We start from the raw sequence: 25,954 nt of genomic DNA, 5'->3' as shown, positions 1-25,954 counted from the left end.
GCCACGCGATCATTCTTCCAGGTCGTCGGATGCCGACGAGGCCTCGACGGCCCTCACCTCGTCCTCCAGACCTCGGATCCTGACCCGAAGCGCCCGCTCGGCATCCCACCCACGCTCCTGCGCGAGCGACACGAGCCCGAGCAGCGCCTCCCCCAGCTCCTCCTCGCTCTGGGCGCCCACGGGCCCCCGGTCCTGCCCACCGGGCGTGCGAGACGACGACAACGGGAGCGCGGCGGCGCGGCCCAGCAGCTTCTGCGCCAGCGCGAGGGAGGGCATGTGGGCCGAGACTCCGTCGAGCACGGATCGCCGGTCGCGCTTCTCGGCGGACTTCGCGGCATTCCAGTGGACGAGCACCTCTTCGGGAGTGGTGGCGACGGCATCCCCGAACACGTGCGGATGCCGCCGGATCATCTTCTCGGCAAGCGCGTCGGCGACGTCGTCGATGTCGAACGGATCCTCCGTCGCGTCCGCGGCCACCGCGGCGTGGAACAGCACTTGCCAGAGCAGATCGCCGAGCTCTTCGCGAAGGTCCGCGCGCGTTCCCGCCTCGACCGCGTCGATCAGTTCGGCCGACTCTTCCACGAGGTACGGCACGAGATCCTCATGCGTGATCCGCGCCGACCAGACACATCGCGCCCGCACTGCTGCCATGACGTCGGCGGCGCGTCGCAGGGCGTCGCCGGTGGAGGTCGACGCCGGATCGATCGGACTCAGACGGTCGCCGTGCTCCGGCGTCGATGATGCCATGCCCGCCACGATACGAGGATCCCGGCGATCACGAGCGAGATCGCCGATCCGGCAAGCACCCCGAGAGTGGCCTGATCGCGGATGTCCGGCGCCCCGGAGAACGCCAGCTCGCTGAGCAGCAGCGACACGGTGAAGCCGATACCGCCGAGGGCGCCCGCCGCGAGAAGGTCGCCGCCGGCGAGCCGGTCGGTCTTCGGAACCCGCAGGAGGTGCTGCGCCAGGGCACCCGCCACGGCGATGCCGATGATCTTGCCGACCGGCAAGGCGACCAAGACTCCCCAGAAGGCCGGCGAGAGCTCTCCGGCAGACACAGCGGGAATCGCGACCAGGGCTGCGCACAGCGCGAACAGCGGCAGCACGATCGCGTTGACCCACGGTTCGATGGCGTGACGAGCCCGCAGAGCGGGCTGCTGGGCCATCGTCAGCCCGAGCACGACGCCCGCGATGGTCGCATGCACGCCCGACTCGTGCACCGCGTACCAGGTGCCGATCGCGCTCACCACGAGACCGACGACGGCGACCGGCCGGGCACGGGTGTCGAGGAGCCGACTGCAGGCCGCGAACACGACGACGAACACCAGCGCGAGCAGCATCATGGCGAAGTCGACATCCGCCGTGAACAGCACCGCGATGAAGACGATCCCGACGATGTCGTCCAAGATGGCCAGCGCAAGGAGGAAAATGCGCACTCCGGAGGGCAGACCTCGACCGAAGACGGCGAGCACCCCCAGCGCGAAGGCGATGTCGGTGGCTGTGGGAATCGGCCATCCGGCACCGGTCGCCTCCCCGCCGGCGATGAGCAGATACAGCGCCACGGGCACGAGCACGCCACCGGCCGCGGCGATGGCGGGCAGCACGGCGCGTCGCGGGGACGCCAGCTGACCGCTCGTCAGCTCGAACTGCAGTTCGACCGCGGCGACGAAGAAGAAGACGGCGAGCAGGCCGTCGGAGATCCAGTGGCGCACGGACAGATCGATGACACCCGGAATGCCGATGTGCACGTCGTCGGCGACGGCGAAGGCGATCGGCGCAGCCGCACTATTGGCCAGCACCAGGCCGATCGAGGCGGCGACGAGAAGCAGAACGGCGGGAAAGCGGGCAGATCGCAACAAGGACACGGTCACTCCGGAGGGTCGACGAACGGGACTTGCCGACCAGGCTTCCCGGCACACCGTCCGACGACGCGCAGAGCATACGGAGCCGTCGCGTCGCAGTCGGGGTGTCATAAAACGTCGTCACCCCGCCCTGTCAGCCTACCCCGTGACAAATGTGAAACACCGTGCCATTACCGTGGTCTCATGCGCGAACTCACCCGAACCGAAGCGATCGACCTCGTCGGCCGCGATGAGGCCGAGAACGAACTGCCGGAGCGCCTACGTGCCGACGTGCGGATGCTCGGCGCTCTGCTCGGTCGTGTCCTGCGCGAAAGCGGCTCCCCCGGGCTCTACGAGGACGTCGAGCGACTGCGCCTGGCCACCATCGCCGCATACAGCGATGAGTCAGCGGAGGCCTTCGAGCGGGCGGCGCAGATCGCCGAGTCCTTCTCCGTGGAGCGCGCCGACGAGGTCGCCCGTGCGTTCACGGTCTACTTCCATCTCGTCAACCTCGCCGAAGAACACCAGCGTGTGCGTGTCCTGCGCGAGCGCGACGGGCGCCCTGAGCGAGAGGACGCGGCCGACTCGGTGGCCGCGGCCTTCGTGCGCCTGGCGGCGGAGGTCGGCGACGACACCGCCCTCGCCCGTCTGCAGGCGATGCGCTTTCACCCCGTGTTCACGGCTCATCCCACCGAGGCGCGCCGTCGCGCGGTGTCCACCAGCATCCGACGTCTGGTGACTCTGCTCACCGAGCGCGATGCCTCGCTCGACGGCGGCGCGGACGAGCGGCGTGCGGAGCGGCGCATGCTGGAGGAGATCGACACGCTCTGGCGCACGGCGCCGCTGCGGGCGGAGAAGCCGACGCCGGTCGACGAGGTGCGTGCCATCATGGCAGTCTTCGACGAGACTCTCTACACGGCCGTCCCTCACGTCTACCGGCGCGTCGACGATGCGCTGCAGGGACCCGCTGCCGGCGGCCGGGCACCCGTCATCCGTCCCTTCGTCCGCCTCGGCACGTGGGTGGGCGGCGACCGCGACGGCAACCCGTTCGTGACCGCCGCCGTCACGAAGAAGGCCGCGTCGATCGGTGCGGAGCACATCCTGCTGGGCCTGGAGCGCTCCGCCGTGCGGATCGCCAAGACGCTCACGCTGTCCGAGGACACGACCCCGCCCACCGCGGAGCTGCTCGGCCTGCTGCAGCGTCTGGCGGACGCCGACGAGGACGGTGCCGCGGATGCCGCCAAGCGCGCCAAGGTCGAGCCGCACAAGCGCACGATGCTGCTGATCGCCCGCCGGATCACCGCCACACGCAAGCGCGACGCCGATCTCGCGTATCGCGACCCCGACGCGCTGCTGGCCGATCTGCGCACCGTGCAGCAGTCCCTCGTCGATGCGGGTGCCCCACGCCAGGCGTACGGACACCTCCAGCAGCTGCTGTGGCAGGTGGAGACGTTCGGCTTCCACCTCGCCGAACTCGAGGTGCGTCAGCACTCCGCCGTCCACGCCAAGGTGCTCGCCGAAGCTGCCAGCGGTGAGCCGCTGAGCACGCAGGCGGAGGAGGTCCTCGAGGTCTTCCGCACGATCGCGCAGATCCAGAACCGCTACGGACCGCGCGCCGCCGGCCGCTACATCGTCTCGTTCACGCAGTCCGCCGCCGACCTCGCCGCCGTGCACGAGCTCGCGCGCCTGGCGGTCGGGCCCGGGGGCACCGTTCCGGTCCTGGACGTGATTCCGCTGTTCGAGACCTTCGCCGATCTGCAGGCCGCGCCCGGCATCATGGCCGAGATCGTCCATCACCCGCAGTTCGCCGCACGACTGGAAGCCACCGACCGGCGCCTCGAGGTCATGCTCGGATACTCGGACTCCTCGAAGGACGTCGGCCCCGTCGCCGCCAACCTCGCGCTCTACGAGGCACAGGCGAAGATCGCCGCGTGGGCCAAGGAGTCCGGCATCCACCTCACCCTCTTCCACGGACGCGGCGGCGCGCTCGGTCGCGGCGGCGGACCGGCCAACTCGGCCATCCTGGCGCAGCCTCCGCACTCGGTCGACGGACGATTCAAGCTCACCGAACAGGGCGAGGTGATCTTCGCGCGCTACGGCGACCCCAACATCGCGATGCGTCACATCGACCAGGTCGCCGCCGCCGTCCTGCTCGCTTCCGCTCCGTCGATCGAAAAGCGCAACAGCGCCGCAGCCGAGCGCTACGCCGAGGTCGCGGCGACGATGGATGCCGCTTCGCGTACGCGGTTCTTCTCGCTGGTCAAGGCCGACGGATTCGCGTCGTGGTTCGCGACCGTGACGCCGATGGAGGAGATCGGTCTGCTGGCGCTGGGCTCACGTCCCGCTCGACGCGGCCTGTCGGTCGAGTCCCTCGAAGACCTTCGCGCCATCCCCTGGGTCTTCGCATGGTCGCAGGCCCGCATCAACCTGGCCGGTTGGTTCGGTCTGGGCTCCGCGCTGGAGGCCGTCGGAGATGTCGACCTGCTGCGTCGGGCGTACGCCGAGTGGCCGCTGTTTCGCACCGTCATCGACAACGTCGGCATGAGCCTCGCGAAGGCCGACGGTCGCATCGCGCGCCGCTACCTCGACCTCGGTGACCGCGCGGATCTGGCCGACCTCGTCGTGGAGGAGCTGCAGCTCACCGGCGACTGGGTCGTCCGCATCGTCGGGGGTGACGAGCTCCTGTCGAACAAGCCCGTCCTGCAGCGCGCCGTCAAGATGCGCAGCCCGTACGTCGATGCGCTCTCGCTGCTCCAGCTGCGTGCCCTGCGGACGCTCCGCACGGGCGAGCACGACGAGGCCGACCTCCCGCAGTGGCAACGCCTGCTGCTGCTGAGCGTCTCCGGCGTTTCGGCCGGACTGCAGAACACGGGGTGATCGCACCCCGATGACGACCGCCGCGGGGGCTCAGTCCACGCGGCGGTCTTCGGCGTGGCGCGCGAGCGCCGCGCCATAGCGCTCGGTGAGCTGGACCATGAGATCGGGCGTCTCGCGATCCAGACCGAACACGAACCCGGGGAAGTCCAGATCCTTCTGCAGCGCCCAGATCTCCTCGTGACGATCGGGCGAGAGCATCTGAGCGGGATCGCCCACGGCGACCCATCCGATCGGCACCACGGCATCGGGCGGCACGACCGTGCGCAGGTGCACGATCGCACCGATGCGCACCTCGGCGCGATCGCCGATGCGGGCGCCGTTGAAGACGCGGACCCCGGTGGCGAGGAAGACCTCGTCGCCCACCGTCGCACCCGAGATGCTCGCGGTGGGCCCGACGAGGACGTGCGAGCCGACGTGCACGGGATGCGCGGCGCTCGCCCGGAGAAGGGCGTTCTCCATCACGATGACGTGCGCCCCGAGCGTGATCGGCCCACCCTCGGCCGTCAGCACCGCGCCGTGCAGGATCTGGCATCCGGCGCCGATCTCGACGTCCCCCGAGATCACCGCGGTCGGCGCGATCACCGCGTCGGGATGGATGCGGGGGCGCCCCCCGAGGTGTTCGAACTGCATGATCGTCCTCCCGCCCTCACCCTAGGACGCCCGAGGGGCGACGTCGAGGCCCGACGCACCGCCGTTAGGGTGTTACAGGCCGCACCGACCGTGTCCGCGGCCGGAGAGTTCCGCTGTGTCAGATTCCGTCGTCGCCCGGTCCGCGCCCGCACCCGCGACCGTCTCGACCCTCACCCTGTCGACGTTCGTCGTCGGCTCGATGGTGGGCGCGGGTGTCTTCTCGCTTCCCGGCACGTTCTCGGCGCAGACCGGCGTCGTCGGCTCCCTCGTCGCGTGGGCCGTGGCGGGCACGGGGATGTTCATGCTGGCGCTCGTCTTCCAGCGCCTCGCCGCCCGGCGCCCTGAGCTGGATGCCGGGGTCTACTCCTACGCGCGCGCCGGTTTCGGGCGCTATCTGGGGTTCCTCTCCGCGTTCGGCTACTGGGCGAGCGCGTGCGCGGGCAATGTCTTCTACTGGGTGTTCATCATGTCGACGGTGGGCGCGGTCGTCCCCGCCGTCGCCGGGGGCGACACGCCCGTGGCCGTCGCGGTCTCGTCGGCCGGCCTCTGGGTGTTCTTCCTCCTCGTGCGCCGCGGCACGCGCGAGGCCGCCGCCGTGAACCGCATCGTGAGCGTCGCCAAGGTGCTGCCGATCGTCGCGTTCGTCTTCCTCTGCCTGTTCGCGTTCGACCCCGCCGTCTTCGCAGCGAACATCTCCGGCCCCTCCGACCTGCCGCTGTACGACCAGGTGCGCGGGACCCTCCTCGTGACGGTGTTCGCCTTCATCGGGGTGGAGGGCGCCAGCGCCTACTCCCGGCATGCCCGCCGTCGGCGCGATGTGGGACGGGCGACGGTGCTGGGATTCGTCAGCGTCCTGGCGATCTTCCTGTCGGTCACGATCGTGTCGTTCGGCATCCTGCCGCGCGAGCGCATCGCGGCGCTTGCGCAGCCCTCCATGGCCGGGGTGCTGGCCGAGGTCGTCGGGCCGTGGGGAGCCGGGTTCGTCGGTGTCTCCCTGATCGTCGCGGTGCTCGGGGCGTACCTCTCCTGGACGCTGATGGCGGCGGAGGTCCTGCTCGTCGCCGCACGCGACGGCGACCTGCCCCCGGTGTTCGCCCGCACCAACGACCGAGACGTCCCCGTCGGCGCGCTCACGATGTCCACGCTGCTCGTGCAGGTGCTCCTGATCGTGGTGCTCTTCTCGACGAACGCGTTCGACGTCGCCCTCAGCCTGACGAGCGCGTTCGCGCTCATCCCCTACGTGCTGACGGCGGGCTACGGCCTGTGCGTCGCGCTCGCCGATGTCCGGTCGGCGCCGTCACTGCGCGTCGCCGGCGCGGTTGTGGTCGCCGTCTGCGCCACGGGGTACACGATCTTCCTCCTGTCAGCGGCGGGCGGCCAGTACCTGCTGCTCGCGACGCTCGTGCTCGTCCCCGGGACCCTGCTGTTCGCCCTCGCCCGACGTCGGAACGGCGAGCGCGTGTTCACCCCGTGGGAGGTGGTCGTCTTCGCCGTCGCGGGCGCGGCGGCGATCGCCACGGCCGTGTTGCTGGCGCTCGGGACGATCACCGTCTGAGCGCGGGCCACCGGCGGATGGCCGGAGAGCGCGCTCAGGCTTCGACGGCCTCCGCGACCGGGAGCGGGTAGAGCTGGTCGATGAGCTGAGCGACCCAGGCGATGAGATCGCCGTCTCCGAGCGGCTCCCCCGCCGCGGTCGGCAGCGGAACGACCATCGCCTCGCCCCCCGCGAGCACCTTCGACTTCGGATAGAGCCGCTGCAGCCGCACGCGCAGAGAATCGGATGCCGGTGCCGGCACGACCCGCAGGTTCGGCCCCATCGCGACGACGTCGCTGAGGCCCGCGACAGCGGCGCGGCGGCGCAGGCGCGCGATGGCGACGAGCCCGTCGACTTCGCGCGGCGGCGTGCCGTAGCGGTCTGTGAGCTCCTCGATCACGAGGTCGATCGGGTCGGTGGAGGACCCGGCATCCCCGCCGCGCGTGCGCGCATCGGGCGAGGCCGCTGCGGAGAGCTTCTGGTAGGCCTCCAGACGCAGCCGCTCACTGTCGATGTAGCTCTCGGGCAGGCGCGCGTCGATCGGCAGCTCCAGGCGCAGCTCGGTCGGCCCGTCCACCTCGTCGCCGCGGAACGTCGCGACCGCTTCGCCGATCATGCGCAGGTAGAGGTCGAAGCCGACGCCGGCGATGTGGCCGGCCTGCTCGGCGCCCAGGAGATTTCCGGCACCGCGCAGCTCGAGGTCCTTCAGGGCGACCTGCATACCGCTGCCGAGGTCGTTGTTGACGGCGATGGTCTCCAGGCGATCGGCGGCGGTTTCCGACAGCGGCTTCATCTCGTCGTAGAGGAAGTAGGCGTAGGCGCGCTCCCGCCCGCGACCGACACGCCCGCGCAGCTGGTGGAGCTGGCTGAGGCCGTACTTGTCGGCACGGTCGATGATGATCGTGTTGGCGTTGGAGATGTCCAGGCCGGTCTCGATGATGGTCGTCGACACCAGCACGTCGAAGCGCCGTTCCCAGAAGCCGTCCACGACCTCCTCGAGCGCATGCTCGCCCATCTGACCGTGGGCGACGGCGACCCGCGCCTCGGGCACCAGCTCGGCAAGCTGGGCGGCGACGCGTTGAATCGACTGCACGCGGTTGTGGACGTAGAAGATCTGACCCTCGCGCAGGAGCTCCCGACGGATCGCCGCGGCGATCTGCTTGTCGCTGCGCGGACCGACGTAGGAGAGGATCGGATGCCGGTCCTCGGGCGGCGTCTGCAGCGTCGACATCTCGCGGATGCCGGTGACGGCCATCTCGAGTGTTCGCGGGATCGGGGTCGCGCTCATCGCGAGGATGTCGACATTCGTCTTGAGCTTCTTCAGCGCATCCTTGTGCTCGACGCCGAACCGCTGCTCCTCGTCGATGATCATGAGTCCGAGATCTTTGAAGGCGACCTTCTCGGTGAGGATGCGGTGGGTCCCGATGACCATGTCGACGCTGCCCTCCAGAAGGCCCGCGACGATCTCGCGCGCTTCCTTGTCGGACTGGAACCGCGAAAGCGGACGCACCTTCACGGGAAAGCCTGCGAACCGCTCGGTGAACGTGTCGAGGTGCTGTTTGACCAGAAGCGTCGTGGGCACGAGCATGGCGACCTGCTTGCCGTCCTGAATCGCCTTGAAGGCGGCACGCACCGCGACCTCGGTCTTGCCGAAGCCGACATCGCCCGAGAGCAGGCGGTCCATCGGGATCGGCCGCTCCATGTCGGCCTTGATCTCCTCGATGGTCTGCAGCTGGTCGGGAGTCTCGGCGAAGGGGAACGCCTCTTCCAGCTCACGCTGCCACGGCGTGTCCGGACCGAACGCGTAGCCCTTGGCGGCCATGCGCGCGGAGTAGAGCTTGACGAGTTCGACGGCGATGTCGCGGACGGCCTTTCGTGCCTTGCCCTTGGCCGCGGCCCAGTCGCTGCCGCCCATCTTCGACAGTGTGGGCGCTTCGCCGCCGACGTACTTGCTCAGCAGATCGAGCTGGTCGGTGGGGACGAAGAGCTTGTCGCCGGGGTGCCCGCGCTTGGAGGGGGCGTACTCGAGCACGAGGTACTCGCGTGTGGTCTTGACCGCGTTGCGGCCGCCGCTGGAGACCTCGCGCTGCACGAGCTCGACGAAGCGGCCGATGCCGTGGGTGGCGTGCACGACGATGTCGCCCGCCTTCAGCTGCAGCGGGTCGACGACGTTGCGGCGACGGGAGGCGAGCTTCTTCACGACCCGGCTGTCGGCGCCGATCGTGCGGCCGTAGAACTCCGCCTCGGTGAGCACGGCCAGTCGCGCCTCGGGCTGCTCGAAGCCGCTCTCCAACGCTCCGACGACCGTGACGGCGACGCCCGGTTCCGGAGCATCGTGGAGCTCGTCGACGCTGCGTGCGGCGATGCCCCGCTCGGCGAGCACGTCGCGGGCGCGATCGACCAGTCCGACACCCGAGGCGGCGACCACGACACGCCACCCCTCGGCGAGCAGCTGTGCGACGTGCGCGGTCGCGCCGTCGACGTTGCCCTGGAATGACGGCACCGCCGATCCGGGCACGCGGACGACATCGCTGCGCGGCGCGGAGGCCAGGCCGGCGAGGTCGGCCGCGGCATCCGCCTCACCCGAGTCGAAGCCGCTGAGGTTCCACCACACGCCGGAGCGGGCCGATGCCGCCGCTTGCAGCTCGGGCAGGGTGAGGAAGTCTCCGGAGCCCAGGTCGATCGGGGTGTCGGCGCCGGCGACGGCGGCGCTCCACGCCGCCTCGAGGAACTCGCGGTTGGTCTCGCCCAGGGTCATGGCGCGGCCGACGGCACGCTCCGGATCGACGAGTGCGACCGCCGCACCGGACGGCAGGTAGTCGGTGAGTGGCACCACCGCGTCGGCGAGCACGGGCAGGAGGGATTCCATCCCCTCCACGGGGATCCCCTCGCTCATCTTCTCCAGCATGCTTCGCAGACCGGGGAAGCGCTCGCGCAGCGCCGCCGCGCGCTCGCGGACCGCGGGCGTCAACAGCAGCTCGCGGCTGGGCAGGAGAGTGATGTCTGTCATCTCTCCGGGCAGAGAGCGCTGGTCGGCGACGGAGAACGCGCGGATCTGATCGATCTCGTCGCCGAAGAACTCGACCCGATACGGGTGGTCGGCCGCCGGCGGGAAGACGTCGAGGATGCCGCCGCGAACGGCGAACTCGCCGCGGCGGGAGACCATGTCGACCCGGTGGTAGGCAAGATCCACGAGACGGTGCGTGACGCCATCGAGGTCGTATCCGCGTCCGCCCACCGACAGCGCGATGACACCCGCATCGGTCAGTCCGGCCGCGAGGGGCTGAAGGGCGCTGCGCACGGAGGCGGTCACGACAAGCGGGCGTCGTCCGTCCCAGCTCGCGACGGCGCGCAGCAGAGCCAGACGGCGTCCGACCGTCTCGGGCGAGGGGCTCAGCCGCTCGTGCGGAAGCGTCTCCCAGGCGGGAAAGTGCAGCACCTCGGCATCCGGGATGACGTCGGACAACGCCGCCCCGAGCGCCTCCGCCCGGCGGCCTGTGGGAGCCACGGCCAACAGCACGCCCGGCAGACCCGCGGCGCGCCGACGATCCAGCAGCGCGGCCAGCAGCGGTGCGTCCAGCCCCGGAATCATCGAGAAATCGGCGTCTGACAGCGCGGACTCGACGGATTCGCGGACCACGTCCGCCTGAAGGAGGGCGCGAACGATCCCGGAAACTGTCACCGAACGAGTCTACGGCGCCCCACCGACACGCGCTTCGCCCGCCGGCCCCGCGTGAGGGGTACGCGACGATGAGGCTCCTGCTCTCACCGGGGTTGTCCCTAGGATGAGCTGGTGAGCGAGAACCCGCAGCACGCCCCCGTACCGCCCGCCGTGGCGGGAGCGCCGGGACCGGGCGCCTGGCACGCCGGCGGCTACGTCCAGTCCGTGCCAGGTGCTCCTCCGGTCTATCTGCCGCCGTCCGCGACGACGCCCCCGCCCGCCCCCTCGAAGGCTCTGGGCACGATCGCGTTGATCGCCGCCGTCTGCGCCGTCGCTGTGGCGTCGGCGCTCAGCGCGACCACGAGCTTCGCCGCCGCGACGGGCGCCGTCGCCCGCGCTGACCTGACATCCACCCGGTCCCTCGAACATCTCTCGGACGATCAGACCCTCGCCCTGCTGAGTCCCGTGCGCGGTCTCGTGCTGTGGGCCGAGATCGGGTTCTGGGCGGGAACCGCCCTCGGTGTCTGGGCCCTGATACAGGGAATCGTCGCGATCGCGAGCCGTCGGGGACGGGGGCAGGGCGTCGGCGCCGTCATCGTCGCGGCGACGGGGCCGATCGTCTACGCCGTCGCGGTCACGCTCGCCGTTCTCGCCGGCGTGGTCGCGGCAATCCCGACGTACTCCTGACCCCTCCGCACGCGTCGGCAGGCGGAACCGTCCGCGACCTCAGGCGCGCGGCGCGTGATGCTTCTGCTGCGCCGCGAGCAACCCCTCCCCGACGAGCAGCTCGACCGCATCGGCAGCGTCCGAGATCAGCAGCGCCAGCGAGGTCCGCTCGGTCGATGAGAACGGATCGAGAACCCAGTCCGCAGGATCCTGCCGTCCCGGGGGGCGGCCGATACCCACCCGCACGCGCGGGAAGTCCGGGGTGCCGAGGGCCTTGGCGACATCGCGGATGCCGTTGTGGCCGCCGTGGCCGCCGCCGGTCTTGAGCTTGATGGTGTCGAACGGGATGTCGAGCTCGTCGTGGACGAGCACGATGCGTTCGGCGGGCACGTCGTAGAAACGCGCGAGCTGCGACACGGGCCCGCCCGACACGTTCATGTAGGAGTTGGGGGTCGCCAGCACGAGCTTCGCACCCCCCGGACGCAACCAGCTCTCCGCGACACGCGCGTTCGCCTTGTGCGCACGCAACGTCTCCCCCCGCCGTGACGCGAGCTCGCCGATCACCATCTGCCCCACGTTGTGACGCGTGTTCTCGTAACGGACGCCGGGGTTTCCCAGCCCCACCACCAGCCATGTCTCGGCCATGCTCATGTCCTCACCGGTCGATCCACGACGAAGCCCGCCCCACCAGTATCGGCGGCGACGGGCTTCGTTCATGATGCGTCGATTACTCGGCAGCCTCTTCCGACTGCTCCTCGGCGACGGCCTCGTCGGCCGCCTCGATCTCGTCGACCTCGGCGAGCGTCGCCGCCGGCACCGAGATCGCCACGATGAGCGTCTCGGCGTCGGTGACCAGCGCGGCGCCGCGCGGGAGCTTCAGGTCGGCCGCGGTGATGTGCGTGCCGTCCTCGAGGCCCTCGACGTCGACCTCGACGTTCTCGGGGATGTGCGTGGCCTCGACCTCGAGCGACACGGTCGCGTTGTCGAGGTTGGCGATGGTGCCCGCGAAGGGCTCGCCGACGACGACGACGGGAACGTCGACCTGGACCTTCTCACCCTTCTTCACGACGAGGAGGTCGATGTGCTCGATGATCTGGCGCACCGGGTCCTTCTGGACGTCCTTCACGAGGGTGAGCTGCTGCGCACCGGAGATCTCGAGCTCGAGGACGGCGTTGGCACGACGCACGAGCAGCGCGACCTGGTGGCCGGGCAGCGCGACGTGCACCGGGTCGGTGCCGTGGCCGTAGATGACGGCGGGGATCTTGCCTGCGGCGCGCAGACGGCGGGCGAAGCCCTTGCCAAAGTTCTCGCGAACCTCGGCGATGACCTTGGTGTCGGTCTCGGTCGACATGATGATTCTCCTTGCGGGCTTCTCGCCCTGGTCTGGGTCTGGGTCTCGACTCGAACGTGGTCACGTGAGGAGAGCCCGCCCGGACTGTCCGTCCGCGCCGCGTGGGCCCGCATCACCGCGTCGATCACGGATGCCGATACGCGAACACACGGCATCCCTCGCCGAGGGAGGACTCCACTCTACCAGCGACGCCGCTACGATGGAGACGGTGCCCGCACGGGTGCCCTCGCGCGGCCGAGGCCGCGCCCACCCGTCTCTCACTCCGGAGGAACCCATGGACTACGGCTGGATGTCGCACGCACTCCTGTGGATCATCGGACTGATGTCGGTGGGAGCGACCGTCGCCGTCGTCGGCGCCCTCTTCACGCTCGGGCGCTCGGGCTACCGCAAGGACTGATCCCGTCGCCCGCATCCGCGAGTGTCGTGGATGTCAGCGCCCCGTCAGCAGATCGGCGACCCGATCGACGACGATCTGCAGATCGGCCCCCGCGGCCACGCGGAATCCCGCCTCGTCCTGCGTGAGCGGCTCGCCGACACTCTCGCGGCCGACCAGCTCGACGAAGACGACGTCGCGCACGCGCGCACGGACGGCATCACGCGCCGCGCGCGTGAGCGGTCCCGTGGTCACCACGACGGCCGCCGCCTCCACGAGAACGAGGCGCAGCGCGTCCAACCAGATCTCGGCATCGGACGCTGCGGGCGTCGTCTCAGCGCGGCGTCGACGCCGGCGGGCGGGCGGGCGCAACTCGTCGCCGTCGATGTAGCGGGCGCGCAGTCGCGCAGCGAGCGCCGCTCCGGTGAGCTCGACCGCGGCATCCGACGACCCCATCAACACGACCCGCGCCATCTTCACCTCCGCTGCCGCGGGGACCGGCCACTGCGCCCCGCGATGCGAGCGTACCCCGCCTTCTCGTCGCCGCCCGTCTGCCTATCGGCGCTCGGCCTGATCCAGAGCGGCGCGCGCGCGGGCGGCGACCTCGATGATGCCCCCGATGTTCTCGACGGCGACCCCGTCCTCGTCGGCACCGAGATGCTCGAGCGTCGCCAACTGCGACTCCAAGAGGGCGACCGGCATGAAATGCTGGCGCGAACGCATCCGACGGTCGAGCTCGGCACGCGAGACGACGAGTTCGACGAACCGCGTGTCGGGTGCGGCCTCGCGGATGCGATCGCGATAGCGACGGGCGAGAGCGGAACAGGCCATGACCAGCCCCGGCGAAGACGCCAGGCGCCGCCCGACGACGTCGAGCCAGGGCCGTCGGTCGTCATCGTCCAGCGGCACGCCCGACTCCATCTTGGCGACGTTCTGCGCGGGGTGCAGGTCGTCGGCATCCACGAAGTCGACGCCGAAGTCGACGGCGAGCGCGGCCCCGACGGCGGTCTTGCCCGAGCCGCTCGGGCCCATCACGACGATGCGCGGCGCACGGGAGGGCATGCTCACTGCCCCGCCTCTCGCGCGGACGCCATGGCCACGATCACCTTGGCGCTGGATGCCGAGTCACGAGCGGTCTCGAACGCCGCGACGGCGTCGGCGGGCGTGAACTCGTGGGTGATGACGCTCTCCACCGCGGGCTGCGCGTCCAGGAGAGCGATCGCCTCCTCCATCTCGTCGAGGAAGCGGAAGGCGCCGGTGAGCGTCGCCTCCTTGGCGACCAAGGGGGCGAGGTTGATCGGACGGGGCTCGTTCGGCAGCATGCCGATCTGCACGACGACGCCGCGCCGACGCACCGCGGCCACGGCGGTGCTGACGGCGGCCGCCGCGCCCGAGCACTCCAGCACCACGTCGTAGGCCTCGCCGGGCACCTCATCGCTTCCCGCGCGCCACGTGCGATCGGCGCCGAGCGCAGCCGCGCGCTCCAACGCCTCGGGCAGCAGATCGCTGACGTCGACGACCGCAGCGCCACGGGCCTGCGCGGCGACGACGGCGAGAAGCCCGATCGGACCGGCGCCGCACACCAGCACCCGCGCGCCATCGATACTCCCGGAGCGACCGACGCCATGCAGGGCCACGGCCAGCGGCTCCGCCAGCGTCGCACGCCGCACCGACAGGGAGTCGGGCAGTACCCGCACCATCGCCGCGTCGACGACGAGGCGATCTGCCATCGCCCCCTGCGTATGCGGGGTCGTCGAGGCGCTGCCGAGGTACGAACCCCCGGGCCACAGGTGCGGCGCCTCGGCGATGGCGGGCACGCAGCTCCCGAAGCGCGCCGGGTGCACCGTGACGGGCGTGCCCGGCGCCCAGGTGCCGGAGGGATCGTCGTCGATCCAGCCGGCGAGTTCGTGCCCCGGGATGAGAGGCTCGGTGACCACGAACGCCCCGTTCGCGCCGTCGAAGTAGTAGTGCAGGTCAGAGCCGCAGATGCCGACGTAGCCGACTCGCAGGCGCACCTGTCCGGGGGCGCACGGCGGCACGTCGACCTGTCCGACCGCCACGTCCTGGCGCCCTCTGATCACGACCGCATCCATGGTTGCTCCTCTCGATCACACGACCGCGGTCATGCCGCCGTCGACGAACAGGTTCTGTCCGCTCACGAAGTCGCTCGCCGCCGAGGCGAGGAAGGTCAGGGGGCCGCGCAGCTCCTCGACCCGCCCCCACCGACCAGCCGGGGTGCGCTGGGCGACCCAGGCGGTGAAGTCCTCGTCGGCGACGAGGGCAGCGTTCATCTCGGTGGCGAAGTAGCCCGGCGACAGGGTGTTGACCTGGATGCCGTGGCGCGCCAGATCGGCGGCCATCCCCCGCGACAGCTGCGCGATGCCGCCCTTGCTCGCCGAGTAGGGGGCGATCGTCTGCCGCGCGAGCGCGGACTGCACCGACGCGATGTTGATGATCTTCCCCGAGCGGCGTGCGATCATCCCCGGCACGACGAAGCGCGACACGTAGAACGCGCTGGACAGGTTGGTGGCGATCACCTGGTCCCAGTCCGCGACCGAGAACTCGGCGAACGGCGCTCGACGCTGGATGCCGGCGTTGTTGACGAGGATGTCGGGAACGCCCACGCGCGCGACGAGCTCTGTGATCGCGGCGTCGACGGCCGCGGCATCCGTCACGTCGAAGACGACGGTCTCGACGCGCGCGCCCGTCCGATCGGCCAGCAGGGCGGCGCTGTCGGCGACACCCTCCCGGCTGCGCCCATGGACGATCACGCGCGCGCCCGCATCGACCAGGCCCGCCGCCAGGCTCTGTCCGAGCCCCCGCGAAGATCCGGTGACGAGGGCGGTACGCCCGCTGAGGTCGAACAGATCAGACAAGGGACACCGCCCCGAAGATGATGAGCACGAAGGCGAAGCCGACGACCGACTCGAGGGCCTGCTGAACCGTCCATGTCTTCAGCGTGGTCTTCACGTCCATGCCCATGAGGCGACCGACCAGCCAGAAGCCGGAGTCGTTGACATGCCCGGCGAACACGGAGCCGGCGGCGGTGGCGAGAACGACGCACGCCACCTGCAGGGGGCTGAAGCCGGCTGCGAGCACCGCGGGCGAGACCAAGCCCGCCGCCGTGACCAGGGCCACCGTGGCCGAGCCCTGTGCGACGCGCAGGACGACCGCGATGAGGTAGGCGGCGAAGATCACCGGAATGCCGATCGAGGACAGCGAGTCCGAGAGCGCCGAGCCGATGCCCGACGCCCGCAGCACGCCGCCGAACATGCCACCGGCGCCCGTGATGAGCACGACGGAGCAGATCGGCCCGAGGGCGGAGTCGACGATCTTCTCCAGCGCCGTGCCGTGCACGCCGCGGCGGGTGCCCAGCACGAACAGGGCGACGAGCACGGAGATGAGCAGTGCGATCTGACTGGTGCCGATCAGGCGCAGCGCCTGCACCCAGACGAGCGCGCCGTCCACGGCCCCGGCGGACACGAGCGCGGACATGCCCGTGTTGAGCAGGATCAGCACGAGCGGGATCGCGAGCACCCCGATGACGGTGCCGGCCTTCGGCGGGTTGGTGGGCTCGACGTCGCGGCCGCCGAAGAGGTCGACGATCGCAAGCGGGATGCGCTTGTCGGTGAACGTCGCCCACAGGTAGCCGGTGAGGTACCACGTCGGCAGCGCGACGACGATACCGATGAGGAGGACGAGCCCGAGATTGGCCCCGTACGTCTCGCTGGCCGTGATGGGCCCGGGGTGCGGCGGCACGAAGACGTGCATGACCGAGAACGCGGCGGCGGCACTGATGCCGTACAGGAGCATGTGCTTGCCGCCGATGCGTCGTCCGACGGCGAAGATCACCGGGAGCATCACGATGAGTCCCGCGTCGAAGAACATCGGGAATCCCATGATGAGCGAGGCCACACCGAGTGCGAATGCGGCCCGCTTCTCACCGAAGACGGACACCATCTTCTCCGCGAGCACGCGTGCACCGCCGGAGGTCTCCACCAGAGCTCCCAGCATCGCGCCCAATCCGACCAGCAGGGCGACGGCGCCGACAGTGCCGCTGAAGCTGTCGATGAGGACCTTGCCGACTCCGTCGATCGGAATGCCGGTCGCCAGCGCCGTGAGGAGCGAAACGAGCACGAGCACGAGGAACGCGTGCATGCGCGCCCAGATGATGAGGATGAGGATGAGCGCGATGGCGCCTGCTGCGATGAGCAGCAGCGGGACGGCGCCGAGCGTCTGCGTCCAATCTTGCATGGGGGCTTCTCCGATGAATCGTCCATGCGCCGGGGTCGTTCCCGGCAGCGGGACCACCGTTTCACAAAAGTACTACTTATCGCAAGCGAATCGTCGTACTTTTTCCCTTGCCTCGGGTCACCGGACGCCATGTCCCGGTAGCGTGTCCCGTGACAGAAGGACGCCGATGCCCACCACCGCCCCGACCGCGTCGCACGCGCACATCGTCGAGACCCTCGGCCGCCGGATCGCCGGCGGCACGCTCGCACCCGGGGCCGGAATGACGGTCGCCGCACTCGAGCAGGAGTTCTCCGCCTCCCGCACCGTCGTACGCGAAGCGGTGCGCGTGCTCGAAGCCCACGGCCTGCTGCGTTCCCGGCGCCGTGTGGGACTCGTGGTGCGACCGCGCGAGGAATGGGACAGCCTCGACGCCACCGTCATCGAGTGGACTCTGGACAGCCCCCGGCGCAACGACGTCCTCCGGGAGCTGACCGAGCTGCGCGCCGCCGTGGAGCCGATCGCCGCCCGTCTCGCGGCCGAGCGCGCCGACGACGCCCAACGTGAGCACCTCCTCGCGCATGCGACCCGCCTCAACGAGCTCGGCGCACAGGGGCTCGGCGACTCCGAGGAGTACCTCGAGGCGGATATCGCCTACCACTCGCTTCTGCTGCGCGCCGGCGGCAATCCCCTCTTCGGCAAGCTCAGCGAGCCGATCGCCGAGATCCTCCGCGGTCGGGCGGTGCGCGGCCTCACGCCGAGCCTGCCGCGCGTGGGCACCCTGGAAGCGCACGTCGCGACCGCGCAGGCGATCGTCGAGCGCGACGGCGCGGGCGCCGAGGCCTCGGCACGCGAGCACCTGACGCTCGTGTCCGGCGAAGTCGCCCACCTCTGAGGCGCGGGCAGCATCATCAGGATGTGGGCGTGGTCAGCCTCACATCACCGACGATCACCTCGACGCGGTGACCCGGCTCGATCGGAGCGGCGCTGAACGGCGCTCCCATCATCACGACGTCACCGGGCCCGAGCGGCGTCCATGACGCGACGTAGGCGAGACAGTCGCGGATCGACACCGGCAGGGCCGCGGCATCCGTCTGCGCCACCACCGCACCGTCGATCTCAAGGCCCAGCTCGACGCGATCGATGTCCGCGGCCGTGTCGATCCACGGCCCGAGGGGTGTGTATCCCACCCCCGACTTCGATTCGAAGTTGCGGACGTCGATGACGGTGCGATCGGGACTGGAGAGATCGTTGACCGCGGTCACGCCGCGCACGAACCGGTCGGCCGTCGCCGCCGTCAGCTCGGCGCAGTCGCGGCCGATCACGACGGCGATCTCGCCCTCGGCGACGCTCTGCCCGGCATCGCGTCGCAGCCGCACGGTGCGCCCGGACGGAACGATCGTGCGCGGGCTCTTCAACCAGGCTTGAACCGGAGTCGGATGACGCGGCCCGTTCTGTGCGATGCCGATGAGCACGACAGGCGCCACCGGGGCGATCAGCTCGGCGTCGGGACGCGGGCCGGCGATGTCGTGCCCACCACACGCGATATCGTCGCCGTCATCGGGCAACGAGATCGGCACCGGCCCGTCGGGGCTCCACCGCACGTCCACAGCCATCCCGTCGACGAACGCCCGCCCGATCAGCACGACAGCGCTCCGCCTTCGTCGGCGCGCATCACCAGCGCACCGTCCGGATGGTCACCGTCGTCGACGCCACGCCCTCGCCGGCCTCGTCTCGCGACACCTTCACCGCGTCATCGGTGCGCGTGAGGTCGCGCCGGAGAGTCTCCGGCACAAGGAAGGTGGCCGCCGTCGTGATCAGGGCGAGCGTGGCCATGTAGATGCCGAGCAGCACCCAGTTGCCGCCGCTCACGGCGATGAGGTACGCCCCGAGCACGCCCGCCAGCCCACCCGCCAGCACCGCCGACAGCTCGCGGGCCATGGCCACCCCGAGGTAGCGATGGCGGTTGCCGAACATCTCCGGCAGCAGGGCGCACTGCGGTCCGAGCATCACGTTCACCCCGAACCCGATGCCGATCGCGATCACCGCGATGGCGATCGCGTAGTCGCCGAGCGTCAGCAGCCACCACGCGGGGAACGAGTACACCAGCAGGAACAGCGCGCCCATCTGGTAGACCGTGCGACGCCCCCAGCGATCCGACAGGGCACCCGACAGGGGCACCGTGAAGATTCCCAGCAGCGAGCCGAGGGTGACGCCCCACGTGAGCAGGCTCTTGTCGGCGCCGGATCCGGCAACGGCGACGAAGAAGGTCAGCGCGAGCGTGTTCAGCATGTAAGAGCCGCCGTTCTCGGCCATGCGCAGACCGATGCCGACGATGACACCCGGCAGTCCATGACCGAAGATCTCGCGAACCGGTCGATCACTGATCTGCTCGTGCTTCTCGAGTTCCACGAACGTCGGCGTCTCGCGCAGGCGCATGCGGATGAACAGCGCGACCAGGATGAGGGCGAACGAGCACAGGAACGGAACGCGCCATCCCCAGGAGAGCAGCTGATCCTCCGGCAGGAGCGTGATCAGGCTGAAGACCACGGCGGCGAGGAGAGTGCCCGCCTGGATGCCGATGAACGGCAGTGCGGAGAAGAAGCCGCGTCGGCGCACGGGGGCGTATTCCGCCATCAGCACCGTGGCGCCCGCCTGCTCGGCTCCGGCGCCGAAGCCCTGCAGCAGGCGCATGAGCACCAGCAGCGCGGGTGCCCAGAGCCCGATCTGAGCGTAGGTGGGCAGCAACCCGATCGCGGTCGACGCGCCACCCATGAGGAGGATCGTGATGACGAGCACCCACTTGCGTCCGAGACGGTCGCCGAGCACCCCGAAGAACAGGCCGCCGAACGGGCGGGCCACGAAGCCCACGCCGAACGTGGCGAAGGCCGCGACGGTCGCCATCGCCGGATCGTCCTGCGAGAAGAACAGCACGTTGAAGATGAGCGCCGTGGACAGTCCGTACAGCGCGAAATCGAAGTACTCCAAAGCACTGCCGATGCTGGAGGCGAGGGTTGCCCGACGCAGGTTCGCCGCGTATTCGGGGTCGTCCGAGGTGGTGTCCACCGGGGGTAGAAGGTCTGTCACTGCCATCTCCTTTGATCGGCACGGCACGGCCGCATGTGCGATCACAGTATCAACCCAGTGAACTATGTTCAATATATTGGATTCGGGCGTTCCGAACCCGGCTGCGACACCTCACGCCGTCGGCGATCGGTCGCGACACTCACTCCCGACGGGCGGCCGCGCTGAACGGATTCGTGAGCTGGCGCGCAGCGTCGTTGAGCGCGGCCGCCACCTCCGCGATCCGGCGCTCGTCGGCCTCACCCGCGGGCAGCCCCACTCCCAGGGCCAGCTGCGGATCGCCGGGCGCCCAGCCCTCCAACGGCACGGCCACCCCGACGATTCCGGGCAGCGACTCCTCGGCATCCAGAGCCCAGCCGCGCTCGCGCACGTCCGCGAGGCGCCGCAGCAGCCCGCTGAGCTCACGACCCGCCGTGTCGGCGGCGGACGGCGAGGCGGCATCGGTGCCCACGAGCGCGGTGACCTCGGCATCCGAGAGCGTGGACAGCATCGCCCGCCCGGTCGCACTCAACGCCGCCGGAAGGCGGGAGCCGAGCGGCGTGCCGATCCGCACCGCACGCGACCCCTCGTGCCGGGCGATGTAGAGCGCATCGGCCCCGTCGAGGATCGCCACCTGCACGAGCTCGCCCGCGAGGATCGGCGACGCATCGCACACGCCGTAGAACTCGCGCACCTGGTTGAACTGCGCGGCGAAGGCTCCCCCGAGCTCTGCCGTGCGCAGGCCGAGGCGATAGCCCTGCGCACCCCGCTCGATCATGCGAGCCGCCTCCAGCGCCAGGCACAGGTTCGCGGTCGAGGACTTGGCCAGACCCAGCGCCGCCGCGATCTCGGTCAGCGTGAGCGGCCGCCTCGCCTCCGCGAGGAGTTCGAGCAGTCGGATGCCGCGAGTGACGGCGGGGGCCGGGTCGCGTGTGGCGCGGTCGTCGAGGTCGTCGGTCATGATCCTCCTTCACGACGCACGCGGCCGTGCGCCGATGTCAGTAGAACTCGACCGTATCGACAACAGCGTGCAACGCGGCGCCATCGAGCAGTCGCGTCGCGTCGGCGGCGAACCGCCGCGCGATCCGCTCTTCCTCCCGGCCGTCGAGGGCTGCCGTGTGCGGACTCACCAGGACGCGGGGATGCGACCACAGCGGCGAGTCCTGCGCGAGCGGCTCCACCTCGAAGACGTCCAGCGCGGCGAAGGAGACGGTGCCGTCGTCGAGAGCCCGCAGCAGTGCCGCCTCGTCGATGACGCTGCCGCGTCCGACGCTGGCGAGGATCAGGCCCGGACGCGCCCTCGACAGCAGGGCCGCGCCGATGAGGTGGTGCGTCTGCGTCGTGCCCGGCAGCGTCACCACGACCGCATCCACCTCGGCGATCACGGACGGCAGTTCCTCGAGAGGGACGAGGCGGTCCACGGCCTCGACCGGTTCCCCCGAACGCGTCGTGCCCCACACCGTCGCGCCGAGAGCGGCGAACCGCCGCGCGCATGCCGACCCGATGCCGCCGAGCCCGACGATCAGCACCGTCATCTCGTCGAGCTGGCGCATCTGCCACCGCAGGGGCCACGTGCGGGAGTCCTGGTCGGCGCGCAGACGCGGCAGGTCCTTTGCACCGGCGAGCACGCCGAACACCGCGAACTCGGCGAGCGCTCCCCCGTGGACGCCGGCGGTGGTCGAGAAGACGATGCGCCGCAGCGCCTCGGGCGCAAGCGCCGCTTCCCGCACCTGCGCGCCGCCACCGGCCGCCGTGGTCATGACCCACCGCAGCCGCGGATTGGCCGCGACCGTGCGTGCGAGCGCCGCCGGATCGACATCCGGGATGCCGAACAAGGCGTCGGCCGAGTCGACCAGTTCGTCGAAGCGGCGCTGCTGGGCGGGCGTGCGCCGGAACGCGGGGTCGCCGGACCAGTCGGCGGCGCCGCGCATGGGCGGAAGCAGCTCGGGCTCCCGAACCATCTGGACGCGCGGCTCCAGCTGCTCGATCAGTCGGCACAGGTCCTCCCGCAGCGGTACGGCAGCGACGGCCCGCAGTGTGCGGACGGCGTGATCCGACATTCGTTTCCCTCCATCGGGTGGACGTGGTCGGCGACTACTCTACCGCACGTCCACTTTACTGAACTCTGTTCATCCTGTTGAATTCTATCTACAGTGTCGTCATGACATCGCCTCTTGCGGCCGAGGACGTCCGCCTCGGAATGATCGGCACCGGCGCCATGGGCACGGCGATGGCTCACCATCTCATCCGCGCCCGCGGGCGTCTCGCGATCTGGTCGCGGATGCCGCGGCCCGATCTCGTCGAGCTCGGCGCGAGTCCCGTGGACACCCCCGGCGAACTGGCTGCGCACAGCGACGCCGTGCTCGTCATGCTCCCCGACCTCCCCGACCTCGAGAGGATCCTCGACGGCGATGACGGCCTGCTCGCCGGCGCCGAGGACCTGCTCCTGCTGATCGGGTCGACCTCGTCACCCACGGGCGTGCGCGCGATGGCCGAACGACTCGGCCGGCAGAGCAGCGGTCGTGTGCGGGTCGTGGACTGCCCGGTTTCGGGGGCGTCGACGGGGCGAGCGCGGGGACGCTGTCGATCATGCTTGGCGGAGCGGATGCCGACGCCGCGCTGGCCGCGCAAATCCTCTCCCCCTGCGGCACTGCCGTCCACCTCGGCCCGCTCGGTGCCGGAGAGGTGGCGAAGGCCTGCAATCAGCTCGTCGTGGCCGCGACCATCGTCGCCCTCGGGGAGGCCACCGAACTGGCCACACGCTCGGGGCTCGACCTCGACGCCCTGTGGTTACTGCTGGCGGGCGGCTATGCGGGCTCGAACCTGCTGTCCAGCCGCAAGGACCGCCTCGTCGCCGGTGACGACAGCCCGTCGGGGGCCGCCGCCTACATGGTGAAGGATCTGGGCTTCGCCGCCGACGTCGCGGCATCCACACACACCACGACCGCCCTGTTGCCCGCGTTGCGCACGGTCTTCGACGAGATCCTCACTGCGGGTCTCGGCGACCGTGACATCTCGGTCACACGGCGACTGACGGCGCGGCGTCATCCGACGCCCGCCACACCCGGGGCGGACTACGCTGAGAACGGAATCCCCGACCGACCCTGAGGAGTTCGACGTGCCCGAACAGACCGCTGCCGAGACCACAACGCCCGTGTCGCCCACGGCCAACATCGGAGTCGTCGGACTCGCGGTGATGGGCTCGAACCTGGCCCGCAATCTGGCGTCGCGCGAGGGCAACACCGTCGCGGTGTACAACCGTTCGCGCTCGAAGACCGACGAGCTCGTCGCGGAGCACCCCGAGGCCGGCTTCGTCCCCGCCTTCTCCTACGAGGAGTTCGCCGCCAGCCTGCAGAAGCCGCGCACGGCACTCATCATGGTCAAGGCCGGCGGCCCCACCGACGCCGTCATCGATGAGCTCATGAACGTCTTCGAGCCCGGCGACATCATCATCGACGGCGGAAACGCGCTGTTCACGGACACCATCCGTCGCGAGAAGGCCGTGCGAGAGCGCGGCTTCAATTTCGTGGGAATGGGTGTCTCCGGCGGTGAGGAGGGCGCGCTCCTCGGCCCGTCGCTCATGCCCGGCGGCCCCGACGAGGCCTGGGTCACGCTCGGTCCCATCCTGCGCTCGATCGCAGCGGTCGCCGAAGGCGAGCCCTGCGTCACCCACATCGGACACGACGGTGCCGGCCACTTCGTGAAGATGGTGCACAACGGCATCGAGTACGCCGACATGCAGCTGATCGCGGAGGCTTACGACCTCATCCGTCGCGCCACGGGCACGTCGCCCGCCGAGATCGCCGATGTCTTCGCCGAGTGGAACACGGGCGAGCTGGAGAGCTATCTGATCGAGATCACCGCCGAGGTGCTGCGCCAGGTCGACGCCGAGACCGGCACGCCGCTGGTCGATGTCATCCTCGACCAGGCCGGCGCGAAGGGCACCGGAGGGTGGACCGTGCAGACCGCGATCGACCTGGGAGTTCCCGTCTCGGGCATCGCCGAGGCCGTTTTCGCCCGATCGCTGTCGAGCCACCCCGAACAGCGTTCCATCTCCGGCGCACTGCCGGGTCCCGACGACTCGACCGGCGAGCACCTCACCGGCGCCGACGCGGACGCCTTCATCGAGCAGGTGCGGCTGGCCCTCTACGCGTCGAAGATCGTCGCGTACTCGCAGGGATTCGACGAGATCCGCGCCGGCGCCGCGCACTACGATTGGTCGATCGACCTCGGCGCGGTCAGCAAGATCTGGCGCGCCGGCTGCATCATCCGCGCCCAGTTCCTCAACCGGATCGCCGACGCGTACGAAGCCGAGCCGGACCTTGCCGTTCTGCTGACGGCGCCGTACTTCGTCGACGCGCTGACGCGCGCACAGGACGCGTGGCGCAACATCGTCGCGCTGGCTGCCGCCGCCGGCATCCCCGCTCCCGCCTTCTCGTCGTCGCTGGCGTACTACGACGGACTGCGCGCGCGGCGCCTGCCCGCCGCCCTGATCCAGGGCCAGCGCGACTTCTTCGGTGCGCACACCTACAAGCGCATCGACAAGGACGGCACCTTCCACACGCTGTGGTCGGGCGACCGCACCGAGGTCGAGGCCGAAGACACCCACTGACCGCCCGCGGCGCGGCTGAGCAGGGGCGTTTCGACGCGCTCTGCTCAGCCGCGAGTCGAAAGGCCTAGATCCAGTCCTTCTTCTTGAAGACCAGATACAGCCCCGTGCTGACGGCCGCCATGAGCGCGATGGCGAAGGGGTACCCCCACGGCCATGACAGTTCTGGCATGTCGTGGAAGTTCATGCCGTAGATGCCGGCGACGAGCGTCGGCGCGAAGCCGATGGCGGCCCAGGACGAGATCTTCTTGACCTGATCGTTCTGCTCGATGCTCGTGCGCGTCATCTCGCTCATCTGGTCGTTGCGTCGCTGGTCGACGATCGTCGCGTGGATCGTCAGCGCATTGTCGAGGGTTTCGCGAAACGCCGCCACTCGCGCATCGATGTAGCGGGCGCGATCGGCGATCTCCCGATATCCGGGGGCCTCACCACTCGGCATCCGGGTACTCACATAGTGCTCCAGGCGGTCCATCATCGCCGGCAGCGGAGCCGTCGCATGGCGCAGGTCGATGACTTCGCGCTGCAGCGCGAAGATGCGACGGGAGACGCCCTCGTCTTCGGCGAAGAGCTGCTCCTCGATCTCGTCGATGTCGTGCTCGATCTCGTCCATGACGGCCCGGTACGCCCGCGTGACGTACTCGAAGGTTCCCCAGAGCACACCCAGGGGCCCGCGCGCCGCGATGTCGGGATGCTCGTCGAGCAGCGTTCGCAGGCGATCGATGTCGACCGTGCCGTCGCCGGAGATGGCGACGAAGAAGTCGGGGCCGACGAAGAGGTCGACTTCGCGGCACTGCACCGTCTCGGTCGGCTCGTCGTACTGGGAGGGCTGGACGACCACGAACAGGTGGTCGCCGAAACGCTCGAGCTTCGAACGCTGATGGGTGCGCAGCGCCGTCGCGACGCCGAGCCGCTCCAGCTGGAGCACCTCGGCGAGCGCGCTCACCTCCTCGTCGCTCGGGGAGGTCAGCCCGACCCAGAGCATCCCGCCCCGCCGACGCGCCTCGGCGAGCGCGTCGGCCGGTGCCGCGTCGGTGGGGTGGGCGATGCCGTCGTCGTAGACGACGCACTGGGGCTGAGCCATGAGAGCAACCCTAGGCCCGCCGGGCGGCCCCGCTCCTC

22 protein-coding genes and 1 pseudogene are annotated in these 25,954 nt (G+C 70.2%); 7 read left to right on the top strand and 16 right to left on the bottom strand.

The annotated features are described in order from the left end of the window. Positions 1 to 9 precede the first annotated feature (9 nt). Together BGN98_RS14310 and BGN98_RS14305 are read right to left on the bottom strand one after the other, a co-directional pair. Positions 10 to 747 (bottom strand): nucleoside triphosphate pyrophosphohydrolase, encoded by a 738-nt coding sequence (locus tag BGN98_RS14310; RefSeq protein WP_288121754.1) that lies wholly within the window; start codon positions 745 to 747, stop codon positions 10 to 12. Then, the gene (locus BGN98_RS14305) at positions 711 to 1,865 is read right to left on the bottom strand and encodes a Na+/H+ antiporter NhaA (RefSeq protein WP_288121771.1); all 1,155 of its coding nucleotides are present in this window, start codon (positions 1,863 to 1,865) and stop codon (positions 711 to 713) included. Before BGN98_RS14305 ends, BGN98_RS14310 begins: the two co-directional genes overlap by 37 nt. A 180-nt stretch (positions 1,866 to 2,045) precedes the next feature. Here BGN98_RS14305 and BGN98_RS14300 point away from each other — a divergent pair, with 180 nt between their 5' ends. Next, on the top strand, positions 2,046 to 4,718 hold the full coding sequence (locus BGN98_RS14300) for a phosphoenolpyruvate carboxylase (protein ID WP_288121753.1): 2,673 nt from the start codon (positions 2,046 to 2,048) through the stop codon (positions 4,716 to 4,718). A 30-nt stretch (positions 4,719 to 4,748) separates the two neighbouring features. Here the strand turns inward: BGN98_RS14300 and BGN98_RS14295 are convergent, their stop codons facing one another. Beyond that, positions 4,749 to 5,348, bottom strand: coding sequence for a gamma carbonic anhydrase family protein (locus BGN98_RS14295; protein ID WP_288121752.1), 600 nt, complete (start codon positions 5,346 to 5,348; stop codon positions 4,749 to 4,751). A gap of 115 nt (positions 5,349 to 5,463) precedes the next feature. Here BGN98_RS14295 and BGN98_RS14290 point away from each other — a divergent pair, with 115 nt between their 5' ends. Next, positions 5,464 to 6,903 (top strand): basic amino acid/polyamine antiporter, encoded by a 1,440-nt coding sequence (locus BGN98_RS14290; protein ID WP_016464666.1) that lies wholly within the window; start codon positions 5,464 to 5,466, stop codon positions 6,901 to 6,903. Between the two features lie 34 nt (positions 6,904 to 6,937). On the opposite strand, the gene mfd is transcribed toward BGN98_RS14290, so the two are convergent. Further along, a complete protein-coding gene (mfd, locus tag BGN98_RS14285; protein ID WP_288121751.1) occupies positions 6,938 to 10,564 on the bottom strand; it encodes a transcription-repair coupling factor in 3,627 nt (1,208 codons plus the stop codon). Between the two features lie 111 nt (positions 10,565 to 10,675). Between mfd and BGN98_RS14280 the strand changes: the two genes are divergently transcribed. Further along, positions 10,676 to 11,230 carry a hypothetical protein gene (locus BGN98_RS14280; RefSeq protein ID WP_016464664.1) on the top strand — a complete coding sequence of 185 codons (555 nt, stop codon included), beginning with the start codon at positions 10,676 to 10,678 and terminating at the stop codon, positions 11,228 to 11,230. A 39-nt stretch (positions 11,231 to 11,269) separates the two neighbouring features. On the opposite strand, the gene pth is transcribed toward BGN98_RS14280, so the two are convergent. The 7 genes from pth to BGN98_RS14245 all read right to left on the bottom strand — a co-directional run bounded on the left by pth (position 11,270) and on the right by BGN98_RS14245 (position 17,187). After that, positions 11,270 to 11,854: an aminoacyl-tRNA hydrolase gene (gene pth, locus BGN98_RS14275; protein WP_016464663.1), complete on the bottom strand. Its 585-nt coding sequence runs from the start codon at positions 11,852 to 11,854 to the stop codon at positions 11,270 to 11,272. 82 nt (positions 11,855 to 11,936) lie between these two features. Beyond that, complete coding sequence (locus BGN98_RS14270) at positions 11,937 to 12,560, bottom strand: 50S ribosomal protein L25/general stress protein Ctc (protein ID WP_288121750.1); 624 nt, start codon at positions 12,558 to 12,560, stop codon at positions 11,937 to 11,939. Between the two features lie 430 nt (positions 12,561 to 12,990). Then, complete coding sequence (locus tag BGN98_RS14265) at positions 12,991 to 13,407, bottom strand: hypothetical protein (protein ID WP_036315215.1); 417 nt, start codon at positions 13,405 to 13,407, stop codon at positions 12,991 to 12,993. Positions 13,408 to 13,488: 81 nt separating this feature from the next. Continuing rightward, positions 13,489 to 13,995 carry a gluconokinase gene (locus tag BGN98_RS14260; protein WP_036315212.1) on the bottom strand — a complete coding sequence of 169 codons (507 nt, stop codon included), beginning with the start codon at positions 13,993 to 13,995 and terminating at the stop codon, positions 13,489 to 13,491. Positions 13,996 to 13,997: 2 nt separating this feature from the next. Beyond that, a complete protein-coding gene (locus BGN98_RS14255; protein ID WP_288121749.1) occupies positions 13,998 to 15,026 on the bottom strand; it encodes a zinc-binding dehydrogenase in 1,029 nt (342 codons plus the stop codon). 15 nt (positions 15,027 to 15,041) lie between these two features. After that, positions 15,042 to 15,809, bottom strand: a complete 768-nt coding sequence (locus BGN98_RS14250; RefSeq protein ID WP_288121748.1) for an SDR family oxidoreductase — start codon at positions 15,807 to 15,809, stop codon at positions 15,042 to 15,044. Next, positions 15,802 to 17,187 (bottom strand): GntP family permease, encoded by a 1,386-nt coding sequence (locus BGN98_RS14245; RefSeq protein WP_204947391.1) that lies wholly within the window; start codon positions 17,185 to 17,187, stop codon positions 15,802 to 15,804. The genes BGN98_RS14250 and BGN98_RS14245 overlap by 8 nt, the downstream gene beginning before the upstream one ends. Before the next feature lie 166 nt (positions 17,188 to 17,353). Between BGN98_RS14245 and BGN98_RS14240 the strand changes: the two genes are divergently transcribed. Next, positions 17,354 to 18,058 (top strand): FadR/GntR family transcriptional regulator, encoded by a 705-nt coding sequence (locus BGN98_RS14240; RefSeq protein ID WP_288121747.1) that lies wholly within the window; start codon positions 17,354 to 17,356, stop codon positions 18,056 to 18,058. A gap of 16 nt (positions 18,059 to 18,074) precedes the next feature. Here the strand turns inward: BGN98_RS14240 and BGN98_RS14235 are convergent, their stop codons facing one another. The 4 genes from BGN98_RS14235 to BGN98_RS14220 all read right to left on the bottom strand — a co-directional run bounded on the left by BGN98_RS14235 (position 18,075) and on the right by BGN98_RS14220 (position 22,286). Then, a complete protein-coding gene (locus BGN98_RS14235) occupies positions 18,075 to 18,809 on the bottom strand; it encodes a fumarylacetoacetate hydrolase family protein (RefSeq protein WP_288121746.1) in 735 nt (244 codons plus the stop codon). A gap of 28 nt (positions 18,810 to 18,837) precedes the next feature. Continuing rightward, on the bottom strand, positions 18,838 to 20,256 hold the full coding sequence (locus BGN98_RS14230) for an MFS transporter (protein WP_288121745.1): 1,419 nt from the start codon (positions 20,254 to 20,256) through the stop codon (positions 18,838 to 18,840). Positions 20,257 to 20,389: 133 nt separating this feature from the next. Then, on the bottom strand, positions 20,390 to 21,187 hold the full coding sequence (locus tag BGN98_RS14225) for an IclR family transcriptional regulator (protein WP_036284772.1): 798 nt from the start codon (positions 21,185 to 21,187) through the stop codon (positions 20,390 to 20,392). Between the two features lie 37 nt (positions 21,188 to 21,224). Then, the gene (locus tag BGN98_RS14220) at positions 21,225 to 22,286 is read right to left on the bottom strand and encodes a D-2-hydroxyacid dehydrogenase (RefSeq protein ID WP_036284769.1); all 1,062 of its coding nucleotides are present in this window, start codon (positions 22,284 to 22,286) and stop codon (positions 21,225 to 21,227) included. Between the two features lie 101 nt (positions 22,287 to 22,387). Here BGN98_RS14220 and BGN98_RS14215 point away from each other — a divergent pair. From BGN98_RS14215 to gnd, 3 genes and pseudogenes are all read left to right on the top strand, one after another. Continuing rightward, positions 22,388 to 22,827, top strand: a pseudogene (locus BGN98_RS14215) (NAD(P)-binding domain-containing protein); the annotation flags it as partial. Continuing rightward, positions 22,816 to 23,334, top strand: coding sequence for an NAD-binding protein (locus BGN98_RS14210; RefSeq protein ID WP_353681716.1), 519 nt, complete (start codon positions 22,816 to 22,818; stop codon positions 23,332 to 23,334). The pseudogene BGN98_RS14215 and the gene BGN98_RS14210, both read left to right, overlap by 12 nt. A 10-nt stretch (positions 23,335 to 23,344) precedes the next feature. After that, entirely contained in the window at positions 23,345 to 24,838 is a 1,494-nt protein-coding gene (gene gnd / locus BGN98_RS14205; RefSeq protein ID WP_036284767.1) for an NADP-dependent phosphogluconate dehydrogenase, read from the top strand. Positions 24,839 to 24,902: 64 nt separating this feature from the next. On the opposite strand, the gene BGN98_RS14200 is transcribed toward gnd, so the two are convergent. Beyond that, positions 24,903 to 25,916 carry a magnesium and cobalt transport protein CorA gene (locus BGN98_RS14200; RefSeq protein WP_288121744.1) on the bottom strand — a complete coding sequence of 338 codons (1,014 nt, stop codon included), beginning with the start codon at positions 25,914 to 25,916 and terminating at the stop codon, positions 24,903 to 24,905. Between the last annotated feature and the right edge of the window lie 38 nt (positions 25,917 to 25,954).

It is taken from the genome of Microbacterium sp. 69-7 (assembly GCF_001897985.1).
GTDB classification, from domain to species: domain Bacteria; phylum Actinomycetota; class Actinomycetes; order Actinomycetales; family Microbacteriaceae; genus Microbacterium; species Microbacterium laevaniformans.
This window is presented reverse-complemented; position numbering and strand designations above follow the sequence as displayed.